Origin of the sequence: Bradyrhizobium sp. SRL28, assembly GCF_018596315.1 — a bacterium.
Lineage (GTDB): Bacteria > Pseudomonadota > Alphaproteobacteria > Rhizobiales > Xanthobacteraceae > Bradyrhizobium.
This window is the reverse complement of sequence record NZ_JAHEAG010000011.1, coordinates 114,275-130,165: the sequence shown is the minus strand read 5'-3', so window position 1 is coordinate 130,165 and position 15,891 is coordinate 114,275. Positions and strand designations below refer to the sequence as shown.

General features: G+C 61.1%; 12 protein-coding genes and 2 pseudogenes. 9 read left to right on the top strand and 5 right to left on the bottom strand.

All coding sequences use genetic code 11. The features are described from left to right. Positions 1–11: 11 nt before the first annotated feature. On the bottom strand, positions 12–137 hold the full coding sequence (locus KIP88_RS47885; protein ID WP_283848523.1) for a hypothetical protein: 126 nt from the start codon (positions 135–137) through the stop codon (positions 12–14). Here KIP88_RS47885 and KIP88_RS22475 point away from each other — a divergent pair. The 4 genes from KIP88_RS22475 (at position 126) to KIP88_RS22465 (ending at position 3,801) form a co-directional block, all read left to right on the top strand. Further along, positions 126–734 (top strand): class II aldolase/adducin family protein, encoded by a 609-nt coding sequence (locus KIP88_RS22475; protein WP_308163624.1) that lies wholly within the window; start codon positions 126–128, stop codon positions 732–734. The genes KIP88_RS47885 and KIP88_RS22475 overlap by 12 nt on opposite strands. Further along, complete coding sequence (locus KIP88_RS46625) at positions 731–907, top strand: hypothetical protein (protein ID WP_249790939.1); 177 nt, start codon at positions 731–733, stop codon at positions 905–907. The genes KIP88_RS22475 and KIP88_RS46625 overlap by 4 nt, the downstream gene beginning before the upstream one ends. Positions 908–1,594: 687 nt before the next feature. After that, on the top strand, positions 1,595–3,487 hold the full coding sequence (locus tag KIP88_RS22470) for a tyramine oxidase (RefSeq protein ID WP_214490173.1): 1,893 nt from the start codon (positions 1,595–1,597) through the stop codon (positions 3,485–3,487). Continuing rightward, positions 3,484–3,801: a hypothetical protein gene (locus KIP88_RS22465; protein WP_214490172.1), complete on the top strand. Its 318-nt coding sequence runs from the start codon at positions 3,484–3,486 to the stop codon at positions 3,799–3,801. The genes KIP88_RS22470 and KIP88_RS22465 overlap by 4 nt, the downstream gene beginning before the upstream one ends. Here the strand turns inward: KIP88_RS22465 and KIP88_RS22460 are convergent. From KIP88_RS22460 to KIP88_RS22450, 3 genes and pseudogenes are all read right to left on the bottom strand, one after another. Continuing rightward, positions 3,787–3,996: a hypothetical protein gene (locus KIP88_RS22460; protein WP_214490171.1), complete on the bottom strand. Its 210-nt coding sequence runs from the start codon at positions 3,994–3,996 to the stop codon at positions 3,787–3,789. The genes KIP88_RS22465 and KIP88_RS22460 overlap by 15 nt on opposite strands. Before the next feature lie 199 nt (positions 3,997–4,195). Beyond that, on the bottom strand, positions 4,196–10,123 hold the full coding sequence (locus tag KIP88_RS22455) for an AAA family ATPase (RefSeq protein WP_214490170.1): 5,928 nt from the start codon (positions 10,121–10,123) through the stop codon (positions 4,196–4,198). A gap of 417 nt (positions 10,124–10,540) precedes the next feature. Further along, positions 10,541–11,362 (bottom strand): annotated as a pseudogene (locus tag KIP88_RS22450) (NAD(P)/FAD-dependent oxidoreductase); the annotation flags it as partial. On the opposite strand from KIP88_RS22450, the pseudogene KIP88_RS22445 reads away from it, so the two are divergent. The 5 genes and pseudogenes from KIP88_RS22445 to KIP88_RS22425 all read left to right on the top strand — a co-directional run. Beyond that, positions 11,315–11,896 (top strand): annotated as a pseudogene (locus KIP88_RS22445) (GNAT family N-acetyltransferase); the annotation flags it as partial. The pseudogenes KIP88_RS22450 and KIP88_RS22445 sit on opposite strands and share 48 nt — an antisense overlap. 608 nt (positions 11,897–12,504) lie before the next feature. Beyond that, entirely contained in the window at positions 12,505–13,155 is a 651-nt protein-coding gene (locus KIP88_RS22440) for a LysE family translocator (protein ID WP_214490167.1), read from the top strand. 304 nt (positions 13,156–13,459) lie between these two features. Further along, positions 13,460–13,645 (top strand): hypothetical protein, encoded by a 186-nt coding sequence (locus KIP88_RS48530; RefSeq protein WP_374226498.1) that lies wholly within the window; start codon positions 13,460–13,462, stop codon positions 13,643–13,645. Further along, positions 13,609–13,776: a hypothetical protein gene (locus KIP88_RS22430; protein WP_214490165.1), complete on the top strand. Its 168-nt coding sequence runs from the start codon at positions 13,609–13,611 to the stop codon at positions 13,774–13,776. Before KIP88_RS48530 ends, KIP88_RS22430 begins: the two co-directional genes overlap by 37 nt. A 112-nt stretch (positions 13,777–13,888) precedes the next feature. Continuing rightward, the gene (locus KIP88_RS22425; protein ID WP_214490164.1) at positions 13,889–14,317 is read left to right on the top strand and encodes a GFA family protein; all 429 of its coding nucleotides are present in this window, start codon (positions 13,889–13,891) and stop codon (positions 14,315–14,317) included. A 223-nt stretch (positions 14,318–14,540) separates the two neighbouring features. On the opposite strand, the gene KIP88_RS22420 is transcribed toward KIP88_RS22425, so the two are convergent. After that, positions 14,541–15,872 (bottom strand): aminotransferase class III-fold pyridoxal phosphate-dependent enzyme, encoded by a 1,332-nt coding sequence (locus KIP88_RS22420; RefSeq protein ID WP_214490163.1) that lies wholly within the window; start codon positions 15,870–15,872, stop codon positions 14,541–14,543. Between the last annotated feature and the right edge of the window lie 19 nt (positions 15,873–15,891).

Genomic DNA, 15,891 nt, shown 5'->3' with positions numbered 1-15,891 from the left:
ACAAGAAACCGCTATTCAGCCTTCTTGGCAATGCCCAGGACGTGTACGCGCTGCTCCGCCCAGCCGGCCTCGAGTAGCTGGATCGCGCCGCGTACGAGGCGGAATTTGGAGACCTCCTTGGCGTAGTGGTTGACCATCTGCTCGGACATTCCGACGATCGCGCTCACCATCTGCGTCGTGCAGCCTCGTTTGAAGAGGAGAGGCTACACCGCAAGCAGCGCCTTGCCGCAACCTTCCGCCTGTTCTCGCGCAACGGCTTCGACCAAGGTCTCGCCGGGCATGTCACCGTGCGCGATCCGGAATTTCCGGATCGCTTCTGGATCAATCCGCTGTCGAAGTTTTCCGGCCAGATCAAGGTCTCGGACCTTCAGTTGGTCGATCGTGCCGGCAACATTCTGATCGGTGACAAGCCGATCAATCAGGCCGGCTTTGTGATTCATTCGGCGATCCATGCCGCGCATCCGGAGGTGATCGCCGCAGCCCATACGCACTCGACCTACGGCAAAGCCTGGTCGGCGCTTGGCCGTTTGCTCGATCCGCTGACCCAGGACTCCTGCGCCTTCTATGAAGACCACGCGTTGTTCGATCCGTTCTCCGGTGTCGTGCTGGAAGCGGAGGAGAGTCGAAAGATCGCCGAAGCGCTGGGATCGAAGAAGGCCGTCGTTTTGCAGAACCATGGCCTGTTGACGGTTGGACCGACGATCGAAGCGACCGCTTGGGGTACATCGCGATGAACAATGCGGCGCGAACGCAACTCCTCGCCGAAGCGGCGGGAACGCCGAAACCGATTCCGAACGAGGTGGCGAAACTGACCGCAAGCCAGGTCGGCACCCACAAGGGCGGCTATTTCAGCTTCCAGCCGCGGTGGGACTGGATCACCGAGGCGGAGCCGGATCTGTTCAACTAGCGCATCAGGTTCGCACCGACATGGCGCCCGCGGCCGGATGACCGTGTGCTCATCGAGACGTAAGGGTCGGAAGTGACGCTGAGAGATGACGCGAGCACCAGTGAACGATCGCTGCCGACCGATGACAGGGCGTGGACAGCCGCCGAGAAACATAAGCTTCGCGGACTCGCGAAGAACAATACGCCCGTCAGAAAGATCGCGCGGACCCTGAATCGCAGCGTGGCTTCGACAGGGAACATGGCCGCCAAGCTTGGCATTGTGCTGAACTTGGGCGTCAGATCCCTTTACACACACGACTGATCATTTCGATGAACCAGCGCAGTGCCGGATCGGCCATGGCGCGGCGAAATTAGTGGCGCTTCAGCGCTGGCCAACCTGCTGGCGACCGCGATTCCGACACGACGTCTGGTGGACGGCTTGTCGGCAGGCATCAGATTGTCGGTCCCTATCTGGAGGACCGCACGACGCCAGCTCGTTGAACGCTATCTTGGTGGCTTCATCCCGCCGCCATCTTTATAAGCAAGGTGAACACAGGTCGATGGCGGAGAGGGTGGCATGGCTCGGAGATTGCGAACATCAGGGCTTTGTGGTCTGGCCTTTGGCGGTCTGATCGCAGGCGTTCTCTCTTCCACCGCCGTTTCGCGTGCCGAAACGAGAGTTCCGCCGTTGGCGTCGCCGGCCCATCCCATGGATGGCTTAACCGCGGACGAGATACGCGCGGGCATCGACGTGCTCCGTGGCGCCGGCAAATTCGACGATGCCGCCCGCGTCGTGTTCATCGCACTGGATGAAAACGGCAAGGACGAGGTTCGGGCGTGGCGGCCGGGGCAGGCATTCGCGCGGCGGGCGGTGGCGACGCTGCTGAAGGACGGTCATCTCTACGAGGCGCGGCTCGATCTCAAGTCGCGGAGCCTGACCAGTTGGGACGAGATCGGGGATCGGCAATCGGCACTGACCATCGATGAGCTGATGTCCGCGGGCGTGTTGCCAAAGCTCGACCCACGATGGATCGCCGCGATGGCCAAGCGCGGCATCACGGACTTCAAGAATGTGCTGTGCCTTCCGCTTACCGTGGGCCCGGTGTTCGATCCCGCCCTCAAGGGCCATCGGCTCCTGAATGTGCCCTGTGTCGATACGACGGGCGCCGGCAATAATCTCTGGGGAAAGCCGATCGAGAACCTGATCGCGCTGGTGGACCTCAGCGCCCGGCAGGTGGTGTCGGTGACCGATCTCGGCGTGTTGCCGCCGCCCGCGAATTCGCCGTCGCATGCCTATGCCGATTCCGGAAAATATCGTGCCGCGCCGAAGCCGATCGAGATTTCGTCGCCGCAGGGGACGAACGTGACGGTGGAGGGCGGGCAGGTCCGCTGGGACAACTGGTTCTTCCACGTTCGCCTGGAGCCGCGCGTCGGCGCGGTGCTGTCGCTGATCCGCTACGACGATCGCGGCACCCAGCGTGACATCGCCTACCAGCTTTCGGCGAGCGAGATGTTCGTTCCCTACATGGATCCGGCGCAGACTTGGCAGTTCCGCGCCTATATGGACATCGGCGAATACGGCTTTGGCGTGCTGTCGAGCGAGTTGCGCCCAGGCGAGGATTGTCCCGGCAACGCGCATTTTCTCGATCTGACCATCTCGGACACCAAGGGAGCGCCTGTGGTCTTCAGGGGCGCGGTGTGTGTTTTCGAGCGGCCGACCGGGGATCCGATCTGGCGCCACAGCGAGCTGATCAACAACACTGCCGAGGTGCGGCCGAACACCGAGCTTGTCGTGCGCATGGCGCCCGTCGTCGGCAACTACGATTATCTCGTCGACTATGTGTTCGACCGCGCCGGCAACATCGACGTGAAGCTCGGCGCGTACGGCATCGACGCCACCAAGGGCGTGGCGAGCCGGAACCTGAGCGATCCGACCGCGGCGCAGGATACGGCCTATGGAACGCTGGTCGACGAGCGGTTGCTGGCGGTCAATCACGATCACTACATGACGTTCCGGATCGACATGGATGTTGACGGCACCGGCAATCGTCTGGTCGAGGATCGCTTCGGCGTTCGCCGGTTGAGCGGCGAGGGCCCGCGAAAAAGTCTGTGGCAGGTCGAGACACGGCCGGTCGCAACCGAAGGACCGGTCACCACGCCGTTGAATGCGGCCCAGTTCCGGATCGAGAGCGCTGGCAAGACCAACAAGCAGGGCTATCGCACCAGCTACCAGCTTATGCCCGGCCATTCCGACGTGTCGTTGCTCGCCAAGGACGACCCGATCCAGCTTCGCGCTGGCTTCAGCGGCTACACGCTATGGGCGTCAGCCTACGCCAGCGACGAGAAATATGCTGCGGGCCTCTATCCCAACCAGAACGCGGAGGTAGATGGCTTGCCGAAATGGGTTGCCGCCAAGCGCCCGATCGAGGATCGGGACCTCGTGATGTGGTACACGGTCGGCTTCCGGCATGTGCCCCGCGCCGAGGACTGGCCCGTGATGCCGGGCCTGTGGCATGGTTTCCGCTTGCGCCCGTTCAATTTCTTCGATGGCAATCCGGCGCTCGACGTGCCGCCGCTCGTCGATGCCAAGGGCGCGAAATGACCCGCCGCCTGCATCGAATTGGCACCGTCGCATGCGTTCTGCTGCCGTTGCTGATACAGGAGGCGGCCGGCGGCGCGGCGACTTCTTCCGACATCGCGAGCGAGGAAACGTCCTTGCTCTATCTGAGTCCGCATGACTGGGAGAGGCAACCAGCCACGCGCAAGATCGCGCTCGCGGCCGATTTCATGCGGATCTTCTGCGCGGACCAGACCATGTCGCCAGCGTCGCTGGCCGATTGCCTCGACAGGGACAGTGCCAACGGCGCGCTGTTCGAGCGCGCCATCGCCTGTGCGAGCGCCTTAGCTGGCCGCTGAGAGACCGGCGCTGATTCCCTCGGCCATTTTCGTCACATCTGCCGATGTCAGAATGAGCGGCCGCGACAGGATGATGTTGTTGCCGGAGACCCGGACCATCACGCCAGCCTCGTAGGTGCCGTCGGCGACCTTCGCCATCATCTTGTCCGCAGGCTTTTTGCTGTCGCGATCGACAACAAGCTCGATCGCGGCCATCAATCGCTTGCTTCGCACGTCATGAAACCGGACTGGAAGCTTACATCGTTCCAGTCACGCTTACTGTCCTCGGAGCTGGTGGCGAAATCGTTCTCGAAAAAGGGTTGTCGGCAGCGATCAACCGGGTCGTCGAAAAAATGTGCGGCGTTCTGTGGAATGCCGAAAGCCAGCGTCACTGCAATCGCGGCTTGGCCAGCTATCAGGTCCGCGTCTCGTCAGCCTGTTCCGCCGGAACGGCCTCGTCCAGCTTTGGTGGCAATGCAAATTGAAATACTGCTCCCCGCGGCTCATTTGCACTGGCCCACAGCCGGCCGCCGTGCGCCTCGATGATCGACCGGCAGATCGCCAGACCCATGCCCAAACCGGCGGACTTGGTCGTGTAGAAGGCCTCAAAAACGCGGTGCGCACTTGTGAGATCCAAGCCCGGGCCCGAGTCCCGAACAGCAACGAGGACGTCGCCCGTGGGATCCATCTGCGTCCTGATCAGCAGTTTGCGCGTCTCCTCTCCGAGGTCGCTCATCGCCTCGGCTGCGTTCATGATCAGATTCAGGATCACCTGCTGCAGCTGGACGCGATCACCGTCCACAGACGGTAAGCTCGTCGCGAGCTCTGTCTTCAGCTCGACACCGTGCTTCAGCACTTCGGTCCGGGTCAGGGCGATGACGTCGAGAATGGCTTCGTTCAAGTCGACTCGGCTGCTGCGGGGCGGTGCCTTCTTGATGAGGTCCCGGATTCCGTCGATGACATCGCCGGCCCTTCTGCCGTTCTCGATGACCTGGCCGAGCGATTGTCGGACTTCCTCGAGATCAGGCGGGCTGGCGCGCAGCCAGCGCAAGGCGGCGTAAGCGTTGGTAACCGCAGCTGCGATCGGCTGGTTGACCTCGTGAGCGATCGAGGCCGTCAGCTGGCCCATGGTCGTCACGCGATTGACGTGCGCCAGTTCCGAGTGCGCCTCGCGCAAGGCCTGCTCTGCTTGCCTGCGCCCGGTAATGTGCCGCCCGACGCCGCGGTAACCGGTGAAGCGCACATTTTCGTCAAACACCGGCAGCCCCGAGACGGATATGTAACGCTTGCCACCGTCGGGCGTAGGTCGCGCCAGCTCGAAGTCACGGAAGGGGAGATGGGCATCAAGCGTCGCCCGATGTTTGCGCCAGGCCTCTGCATCGGGCTCCAAATAGGGCACTTCCCAGCGCGTCTTGCCAAGCTCGGAGCCCCGCGACGGTGCATCGACAACGCTTTCGGCGAACTCCTGACGAATGAAGCGATGCTGCGCATCGCTCTCCCAGTACACGTCGAACGAGAATTGCACGAGCGTTCGAAAGCGCTCCTCGCTCGCGCGCAGCTCCTGCTCGGCCCGCTTGCGCTCGGTCAGATCAAGCACAAACGAGACCCCTTGGTTCCCCTTTTCATCGAATAGCGTCCCGCCCATCAGCACGGCCACGCGGCTGCCGTCCTTCCGGAAGTATTCCTTCTCAAATGGTTGGACTATCCCAATCGTCTTCAGCTCTGCAACGGTCCGTGCGTCGCGGTCGCGCCATTCCGCGGGCGTCGGGTTTGTTCGGTTCAGGCGACCTGAGGCAAGATCCTCTTGGTCGTATCCCAGCATACGCAGAAATGCGTCATTGGCTTCGAGAATCCGACCTTCGAGGTCCCAGATGATGATCCCGATGATGTTGGCGTCGACCAGACGCTGAATCTTTGCTTCGCGCTCTGCAAGATCGCGGTACAAGCGGGTATTCTCAAGCGAGATCGCGGCCTGCGAGGCGAGCAGCGTCAGCGCCGCGATGCGGGCCGGTGCGAAGACACGAGCGGCCAGGTTGTTCTCCAGATAGAGGACGCCGACGAGCTTCGCCTGATTGAGCATCGGAAGGCAGAGAATGGAACGAGCCTTGTGCTGACGAATGTATGGATCCGCAGCAAACGAGGACTGGGTCGCGGCATCGTCGAGAATGACGGTCTCCTGCATGCGCAGGACATAGTGGAGCACCGATTCTGGCAGCAGATCCTCGGTTATTACATCGTCACGCGGATTGACGATCACCCGATCGCCATTGGTCGTGGCTTCCGCTGTGATCCGCAGCGCTTGCCCTTGCAGCAGGAGCAACAGACCTCGTTGGGCTCCGGCCTGCTCGATCGCGGTGCGAACCAGCGTCCCGATCAGCTTTTCCAGAACGATTTCGCCTGACACGGCCTGCGAAACCTTGATAACCGTCGCGAGGTCCAGTTGCTGAATCGGCGCGCCGATCGTGGTCGTCGGGCCGGGAACGCGCTCGTTCTCCCGAAGGTGCGGATGAAGCTGCTCGAGTTGCCGCACCTTGCCGTCGGCTCCCCAGCGAAGATACCCGTGGCGGGCGTTGCGCAGATAGAGATGCGCGATCTGCTCAAAGCCACGCGCGGCGTAGAAGCGCGCGGCCAGTTCATAGGCGAGCGCCTCATTCTGCACGAAGGCATTGTCGCGCGCAGAACGGATTGCCCGCTCGTAGAGACGCTCTGCTTCAAGTTCCCGTCCTTCGAGGTCGGCAATCTCCGCATCAACCAGTGCGACGCGATTCTCGTAGTTCTCGGGGCAATTGTTCGCCCAGACCTTGAGCTGCTCTTGATGTGCAGTCATCGCCTCCAGATGCTGCTGCCGGTCGTCGGGAGGAGCGGACCTGCAGACCGCCGCGTGGCAGAGCGCAGAGCAGAAGCAATATTCAACCGTCTCCGAGTGCGAGAGCGTCCACAGGAGATCGTGCGCGCTCCGGGAGGCATCGAGCGCAATCTCGATGTCGCCAGATATGAAACGCGCCTGCAACTTCCGGATCCAATAATAGGCCGTGGGCCGCGCCAGGGCAGCGTCAGCGGAGAGCTGGTGCTCAAACTGCCGCTCGTCGAACTCTCTATCGTCAAATTGACCGAAGATCGGTGTCAGGCCGCGGAGAGTCCGAATGAGCCTGAGCTGCGCGGTGATGAGATCGATGAAGAATGTGAAATGGACTTTCCGTGCGAATTCGAGGCCATAGTCGGCCTCTCGTTGCGTCTCGGCAAGCGCGTCGCCTGCCGCCAGCATGTTCCTGATCAGGTTCGCGTAGCCGTAAGCGGCGTAAATGACGTCTCCGTTCCGGGTAGCCACATCGACACCTCGACGCACCAGCTCTTGTCCCGACTTCACGTGCTGAGTCCATGGCATGACCAGGTTCCCGAACACGATATAGACACCGGCTTGGAAGCGCTTCAATCCACATCGTTCGACCAGCTCGTACCCCACGCGACCGAGTTTGAGCGCGGTCTGATACTCGCCGTAGCGTGCGCCGGCAACGAGCGCCAGCCGCTGGTAGGCCAGGCTTGATCCATCGCAGTTGCCGCGCTCGAGGGTCAGCTTGACCGCGCAGGATACCACGAGTATTTCGCGAGTCTTGTCAACGCGCGCGCCCGGCGTTTCCATCTTGTTCAAGATGTCCATGGTCGCCAGCGAAGCCGGATCGGTCATCAGCGGCAATTCGATAAGTTCATCGATCGTGCGGCTGCCGAGCAGGGACAAGACCTGTTCATAGTCGCGTCGAGCCTCGTCTTCGGTGGGATGGGGCGACCAGTCAATGCCCACACGCCGGAGGTAGTCGAGACCGACCTCGACGGCGTGGCTGCCTTGACCGAGGGTCGTGTAAACATCCATTCGCAAGCAGGTGATGGCGGCGCAGTCAACGATGTTGGTGGCGCGTTCCCAAAGAATCCTGAGCCGTTCATCGGCTGCGGCCAATGCGCCGGTCACAAACTCGCACTCTGCACGGTGGAATTCGAGCGCGAACGTAAGTGCGCCACAACGCTCCGAGCAGCCGCCCGACAATAGCGCGCGACCGGCAATGAGGTAGGTGAGGGCAGAGCTGTAGGCTGCCGATTGCCTGGCGCGCCTGCCCGCGAGCAGATTGAGTTCGGCTAACCACTCGCGCTCCTCGCGTGAGGTAATCAAGGCCGCCCCGCGGTTGAGCTGATTAACGATGTCGAATATCACCTCCTCCCGCTTCTCGGGAAGTGTGCGCGCCACGAGCAATCTGCCCATTCGAAGGTGCGTTTCGCCACGCAGCTCGTCGGGGACCATCGAATAAGCAGCCTCCTGAATGCGATCGTGGACGAACCGGTACGTGCCCCTCGAGTGTTCGATCAATTCCTGATGCACGGCTGGCCACAGCGCTGCGTGGACCTGCGGCCTGGAAGTCCCGAGCACGATCGAGAGTGTCGCGAGGTCGGCGCTGTTTCCAAGACTCGCGAGCTGCTGCAACGCAGCCAGTGTGGTTGCCGGCAGGCGGGTGAGCTTCCCGACCATCAACTCCACCACGTTTTCGGTGTATCCCTTCGCGTGAATACGGTCGAGATCCCAGGACCAACGCGCAGCATCATGATCGAAGATGAGCATGCCCTCTTCGGCGAGCGAGGACATGAACTGATTGGCGAAGAAGGGATTGCCGCCGGTCTTCTCGTGCACCAATTGAGCGAGCGGTGCGGCGCGCTCCCGGTCGCAGCGAAGCGTGTCTGCAATCAGTTCTGCGAGATGCTCTCGATCGAGCGGCGCGAGCCTGATTTCCGTCACTTTCCCGCCAGCCGTCTTGATCGCTTCGAGCTTGCGCAGCAGCGGATTGGCGGCAGTGACTTCGTTGTCGCGGTAGGCGCCGATCAGCATGAGGTGTTGCAGATCCGAACGGGTCAGCAGATCCTCCAGAAGATCAAGCGTCACCGCGTCGAGCCACTGCAAATCATCGAGGAACAGCGCCAGTGGATGCTCCGGCCTAGCGAAGACGCCTATCAGCCGCCGTAACACCAGTTGGAAACGCTGTTGCGCGTCTTGGGGTGGTAACTCACGAACCGGCTGCTGATCTCCGATGATGAGCTTCAATTCCGGAACGAGATCGACTATGAGCTGGCCGTTCGGGCCTAACGCTTCACGGAGCGAGTCGCGCCACGGCGCCAATTGAGCTTCACTCTTCCCCAACAATGGCCGAATAAGACTCTTAACGGCTTGAGCGAGTGTCTCATATGGCGTTTCAGGCTTGTGCTGGTCGAACTTGGCGGACGCGAAGAGCCCGCGTGGCGTAACGAGCACCTTATGCAGCTCATTGACCACTGACGATTTGCCGATCCCGGAGTATCCGGAAAGCAGCGCCAGCTCCGGCGCTCCGGTCGTGATGATGCGATCAAAAACAGCGAGTAAATGCTCGACCTCGCGCGCTCGTCCGTACAGTCTCTCGGGAATAAGGAGCCGGTCCGAACTGTCTTGGACGCCGAGCGGAAACGCATCGATGCGTTCGCGCGCTTCCCATTGAGCCAGGCAGCGCCGCAAGTCACGCTCGATGCCGCGTGCGGTCTGGTAGCGCTCCTCGGCTGTCTTGGCCAGCAACTTCATGATGATGGCCGAGACAATCGTCGGGACTTCCTTCACTCGCTCGGCCGGCGGGATGGGTTGCCGTGCGACGTGGCAATGCACCCACTCCATGGCATCGGCCGCCGCGAAAGGCAGCACGCCGGTCAGCATCTGGTACAAGGTGACGCCGAGTGCGTAGAGGTCGCTTCGGAAGTCAATCGAACGGTTCATGCGGCCGGTCTGTTCGGGCGACATGTAGGCGAGACTACCGGTGAGTTCTTCCGGCGGCTCCGGTGACGGCCGCTCGCGCCGCAGGCGTGAGGCGAGACCAAAGCCAGTGAGCCGCACCTCGTTACCCACGCCCGTCACCAGGATATTGGTTGGCTTGAGGTCCTTGTGGACAAGGCCATGCTGGTGCGCCTTGTTCAGCGCTGTGACGATGCCGATCGCCAGGCGCAAGAACTGTCCCATCTCCGTGGGGGCGCCGAGCCGTCGGGCGAGAAGCTCGCCGCCGGGGTCCTCAAGCAGGAGCATGGTCCCTTGGCTGTTCCGCAACAGCTCTAGCGGCTGTACTGCCCAGGCACCGTCCAGTTCATCCTTCAACCCAAATTCGTGCGCAAGGCGATCAAGGTGCGAGGGCGTTGGATGCTCCGCGGTTGGCAATACCGCCAGCACCGGCTTCCGCTGGCCATCGGCGTCCAGACGCCATCCTCGGCCGAATAGACGCTCGCCGTCCTCGCACAAGACCTGGAAGGTGCATTGCGCATCAGCGCCGAACCGATAAGATTTCTCCAACGGCCGCACCCCGCCATTACTCCGGTGGTCGCTATCGGACTAACTTTGGCTCTCACCGATCGTCTGCTTGAGCAGGCCAGGCCGAGCTTCAACGACAACTCTGCCACAGCCAGCGCGGTATTGCATGCCTTTCTGGTATTTGCGCTCACTACAGGACATGGCTGCGGCTAGCGCGGAACCGGACACGCACGCTGGTACGCCAGCCAGAGTAGCCCCAGCAAATCGCGTGGCAATCGCCATGCAACGTGTGCGCGACGAGAGGGACGCATTGCGAGTGACCAGTAAGCGACGGCTGCCGATTTGACCCAATGTGTGCCGCTGGCAAATACGAGGGTCTCGCGAACCCAGGCGACGAGGGCGAGCTTGTGAGGCTTGCCGACCGCTTTCGCAGCCCTTCCGGGCAGCATCCTGGGCGGGCTAGAAATCCGCGACTTTGCCCCATGCTGATGCCGAGAACCGATCCGGGCGATACGGTTTCGGATCAAAAATGGGCTCCGCTCCGGTGACGAGGTCGGCGATCAGGTGGCCGGCTCCCGGCCCGATGCCGAAGCCGTGCCCGGAAAAGCCGGCGGCCAGAATGAGGCCGGGCGCCTTCTCCAACTCTCCTATGCCGGGCACCCCGTCCGGGGTGCTATCGATATAGCCGGCCCAAGCCGCGGTGATCTTTGTCTTGCGGAGTTCGGGTATGAGTTCGATTGCCCGGCTGTGGGTCAGCTTCACCGCAGCCGGATCGGGCGTCGGATCGAGAATGCGCATGTGCTCCATCGGCGTCGGCTCATCGAGCTTCCAGCGCTTCAACCTCTCATGGCCGGAACGAATCCCTTCGAAGCCGCCCGGCAAGAGGCTGCGCCAGCGCTTCAAAAACATCGGCAGAAACTGCGGAGCGAAGCGCAGCTGCTGCGGCGTGACGTCCACGCGCCCACGTCCGCTGATTGCCAGGGTGTAGCCGCCATCGCTCCGGCGGGTGAGGGAGATGCTGGCGGTATGCAGAACATCCGGCAAATCTTGGGCACCGGGAGAGACGGCCAGGATCGAAGAACGTATCGAGGCTTGGGGGAAGCGGATGCCGACCTGACGGCAGAAGGATGATGCCCAAGCGCCCCCGGCAAGCACAGCGACCTTCGTCTTGATCGTTCCGCTCTCCGTGACAACGGCGCTCAATCGCCCGGCTTCGAACTCGGCGAAACCCGGGGCCGCAATCTTCGTCTGAACGCCACGCGCGCCGCCCAGCGGCTGTATCTGTCGCTTGATTTCCAGCCGGAGAAAACGGTTTATCAGCGTCAGGGCACGGTGCGGCAGGCTGGGGTCGCGATGGACCGGCCACCAACCGGAGTGGTCAGGCAGCTGCAAGACAAAGACTTGCCCGCGGTCATCGCCAGCGACGCACTTGCTTTCGGCGTCAGCAGGCAGGCCGTCATCGGTGCGCTGTTTGCGCATTCTTCGGGTTACGGCCTGTTCCGCGAGGACAAGCTTTGCGCCTTTGCCCTATGTCGACGGTTCGGGCGGGGCCATGTCGTTGGCCCCGTGGTCGCAGCGAACGACGAGGATGCAATCGCGGTGGTCAGGCCCCACGTTCTGGAGCATGATGGACTATTCCTCCGTCTGGACACGCATCGTGAGCACGGCGATTTTGTTACCTTTCTCATGGAGAATGGACTGCCTGTGTTCGACACCATGCTGACCATGTCTTTTGGCAAACGCTTGGCCGATTTCGTGCCGGACGAGGCGAACCCGCCGGTCACCTACGCGTTAGCGAGCCATACCTTGGGTTGAAGGGCGAGTTTGAATTCAAGTGGGCTGCGGCCCTGATCCCGCCAGTTGGGCCATGTTTTGGCCAGCCCGTTCGGAATCATCGAAACACCAGGTGCGCGCAAGAGATCATTTGACGGAAACCCTAGTCCCCAAGCATCAACTGGTTCTTGAGCGCGCGGGGTGTCGCCGACTCTGCGGAAACTGATCCTCCTGCAAAAGCTGCTTCCTTATTTGGAAACCGCTGCCAACCTATTGGAATTGCGAGAGCGCCTTTTTGGCGTTTTTTCCAAATGCGACTTGAAATCGTTGAACAATCAAGCGGGGTTTTGATTCCGCCATTCGGACGTCTGGTCCCCCGCGTCAGCCGAGACGGGAAGCGTTGAGTTTGTTACGTAAACACCAACGTTCGGGTGCCGAATTTTGGGCGCGTTTGGAAAGCAATGCCGCATCGCTTCTCTCAAGCAGATCTAGTGGTGTTGCCCGCATACTTGAGACAGAGCCAGACCCCTTTCGCATTGACCGCGCCATAAATCGATCGACTTGTTCTTTGGTGGGTCGGTCGATTAGCATGGCAGTCGTGCGCCCAACACCACCTATGTCATGTTGCTCTTTCATGGTATCCAACTTCTATGTTCAACTTTCACTTGCTGCTCGCCTTCATCCTTGCATCGCTGGTGCTGAACATCACTCCAGGCCCCGACATGATGTTGACGCTCACGCGCGGCATGACCCAAGGCTTTAGAGCTGCCTTCATGAGCGTCTTGGGGACGTTCTTCGCCGGCTTCGTCCAAATACCGGTTGTCGTTCTAGGTCTCGCCGAAATTTTCCGGCATTCACCGGAACTGTTCTCCGCCGTGAGGTTGGTCGGCGCAGCCTACCTAGCCTACCTTGGTATCCGCGCTTTATGGCGCAGCATCCGCCTCGACCAGCATACGATGCGGGCGGCGCTGACAGGCGCACACCGAGCCGCCTTCATACAGGGCTTCACGACAAACCTGCTCAACCCGAAGGTTTTCCTGTTTATGACGGCGTTCCTGCCCCAATTCACTGATCCCACTGTTGGTCCGGTCTGGCAACAATTATTCATTCTTGCAGTAGTCTCGAAGGCACTTGGCTTTGTCGTCTATGTCGGCTTCGCCGCTGGTGCTTCCAGCATTGGCGGGTGGCTTGCCCGCAATGCGTGGTTTGCCAAGCTGCAAGAAGGTATTCTTGGCGCTGTTATGTTGATGATTGCCGGATTGCTTTTCTTTGATCGTAGCGGCCCTGCGACCGCGCGCTAGTGTCCTGAATCTGAAGTTCACAGCATCACAGAGTCACGTTGATGTGGCACATTTCCGTCGCGAAGCAGCGAGGGAGATTGCAATGGCTGGTCGGCGAACGGCACCTCAGATTGTGCTGAGAGATGACGAGCGCTCGGAACTGGAAGCGCTGGTCAGACGACTCAAGACTGGGGAGGCCATGGCGATGCGGGCACGCATCGTTCTGGCATGCGCAAGGACTTCAGAGTAAGATAAGGTCGCGGCGGCGCTTAGAGTCAGTCAAGTCACCGTCGGCAAGTGGCGTGGTCGTTTCGCCGAGCACCGGCTGGATGGGCTCTATGACGAGCCTCGCTTGGGAGCGCCGCGAACGATCGATGATGCGCGCATCGAAGCTGAAATCATCACAACCCTTGAGACCGTCTCCGAGAACGTCACGCATTGCTCCGGCAGTCGCCGAAGTAGGACCGCAGCGAGATGGCGCGCCAAATCTTCTTGCTTCTTCTCTGTCTGATCGACGGCTTCGCCTTGATCGCCTACGAAGCCGCGATGCGAGCCGCCAACATCACGGGCGAGACCGGCACACTAAACGGACAAGCGGAGGCCATCGAAATAATGCTGGACGACGGCTTCGACGGTGGATAGGTCATGGCTCACGATCAGGTCTCCCTTGCGCAACGTTGCTCTGGTTTGAATCAAGCCATGAATCGATGGATTACGCTACGGATGACTTGCATCATTCGCAACGGAGAAACCCGTGACGCGTTCGGAAAACTCGAATGAACGTATGCTTGCCGGAGAATGCTATTGCCGCGCAGTCAGCTACAGGGTGGCAGATGCGTTCGCCTATGCCGCGAACTGCCATTGTTCGAATTGCCGGCGCACCACGGGTTCGGCGTTCAAGCCGTTCGCCGGAATCATCCGCGACAAATTCAGCGTCGTCAAAGGCGATGACAATCTGATGATCTATGGCGACGAAGCCAACCACGACGCGCATTGCCGGCGTTGCGGCTCATTGCTGTATTCGCTGGTCCGCGAGGGCGCCTTCGTTCACGTCGCCATGGGGACGCTGGTCGATAAGCCCTCGATCCGGCCGACCATGCATATTTTCGTTGGTTCCAAAGCGCCCTGGTTCACCATCACCGACGACCTGCCGCAATACCAGGGCCACGTGGTAGCGGACTGATTGTCGCAGAACTGGCAAACGAAGATTAACAGGCAGCGCTGGATGGTTCTTATACGAATATTGCCACGCGGCGGTCGCGCCGAGATCGGGGCGGCCTGGAAGAACGGCCAAACTCAATGACGTCGAGCCTGTATTCTGGCTTCACCGTGAAGTTCTGACCGGTGTGGTCGTTTCCTTAGGCCGAGCTCCGAGGCTGGCCCTCGTTGATGGCTGGCTCCATGTTTCACAACGTCCGAATGCCGTTCTTGATGCCTTCGGCGATCTGACCAATCTGCTCCTCATTGATAATAAGAGGGGGTGACAGGATCAGGGTGTCACCGAGAGCGCGAACAAAGACCCCGTTTTCGAAACAATGGTTCGCCACGGCCCGCGCCCGTTGACCGGGAGCATTTGGCGCAGCTTCGATCTCTACGGCCCCAAGCAGGCCGAGGTTGCGAATATCGCGGACCACGCCGCCGGCGCCCCTGATGTCGTGACTGGCGGCTTCCCATTTTCCGGCAATGCGCGCGACCTTCTCGAAGATGCCTTCCTCCTGATACACATCGAGGGTGGCAAGCGCCGCAGCGCAGGCAAGCGGGTGGCCGGAGTAGGTGTAGCCGTGCGCGAACTCGACGGTAGCCTCCGGTCCCTGCGACATGGCGTCATGCACATGGCGATGGACCAGCACGCCGCCCATGGGAACGGCGCCGTTACTCATCCCCTTCGCGCAGGTGATGAGATCGGGTGTAACGCTTAGAGCCTGGGCAGCAAAGGGCGCTCCCAGTCGTCCGAAGCCGGTGACGACTTCGTCGAAGATCAGCAGGATGCCGTGCTTGCTGGTGATCTCGCGCAACCGCTTGAGATAGCCCTTGGGCGGCGGCAGCACGCCACCGGCGCCAGCCACCGGTTCGACGATGACGGCTGCGACGGTCGAGGGGTCGACCGAGGTGAGGAGACCTTCCAGCGCATCCGCAAAGTCAACACCGTGTTCCGGTTCTCCCTTGCTGAACGCATTGCGGGTGAGATCATGTGTGTGAGGAAGGTGTGATACTCCCGGAAGCATGACGCCGAACTGCGCCCGCTGCCATCCGATGCCGGAGACCGAGAGTCCGCCGAACCCCATTCCATGGTAACTGCGCTGGCGTCCGATCAGGCGCTGGCGATGACCCTCGCCGCGTGCCCGGTGATAGGCCAGCGCCATCTTCAATGCGGTGTCGACCGCTTCGGAGCCGGATCCGGCAAGGAAGATGTGGTCAAATCCCTTCGGCGCGATCTCCATCACCCGATTGGTGTAGTGAAACGCGAGCGGATGGCCCAGCGAGAAGCTTGATGCGTAATCGAGCTTGCCCGCCTGGTGGCGAATGGCCTCGATGATCTTGGGATGGCAATGCCCGGCATTGACGCACCAAAGGCCGGCAATGGCATCCAGCACAGACCTGCCTTCAGGGGTCTTGTAGTGCATCCCCTTGGCCTCGACAAAGAACTCCGGCGCTGACTTGAAGCGTCGGTTCGGCGTCATTGGCATCCAGTAGGCGTCAAGGTCGTTCGGAGGAATGTCGAGGTTCGCTTGGGACATTTACGTTACTCCAGTCTTG

What these genes read in the sequence shown, in the direction of transcription:
- KIP88_RS47885 (WP_283848523.1), bottom strand. Translation starts at nt 137, where the DNA reads ATGGTCAACCACTACGCCAAGGAGGTCTCCAAATTCCGCCTCGTACGC.
- KIP88_RS46625 (WP_249790939.1), top strand. Translation starts at nt 731, where the DNA reads ATGAACAATGCGGCGCGAACGCAACTCCTCGCCGAAGCGGCGGGAACG.
- KIP88_RS22470 (WP_214490173.1), top strand. Translation starts at nt 1,595, where the DNA reads ATGGATGGCTTAACCGCGGACGAGATACGCGCGGGCATCGACGTGCTC.
- KIP88_RS22465 (WP_214490172.1), top strand. Translation starts at nt 3,484, where the DNA reads ATGACCCGCCGCCTGCATCGAATTGGCACCGTCGCATGCGTTCTGCTG.
- KIP88_RS22460 (WP_214490171.1), bottom strand. Translation starts at nt 3,996, where the DNA reads ATGGCCGCGATCGAGCTTGTTGTCGATCGCGACAGCAAAAAGCCTGCG.
- KIP88_RS22440 (WP_214490167.1), top strand. Translation starts at nt 12,505, where the DNA reads ATGTTCAACTTTCACTTGCTGCTCGCCTTCATCCTTGCATCGCTGGTG.
- KIP88_RS22430 (WP_214490165.1), top strand. Translation starts at nt 13,609, where the DNA reads ATGGCGCGCCAAATCTTCTTGCTTCTTCTCTGTCTGATCGACGGCTTC.
- KIP88_RS22420 (WP_214490163.1), bottom strand. Translation starts at nt 15,872, where the DNA reads ATGTCCCAAGCGAACCTCGACATTCCTCCGAACGACCTTGACGCCTAC.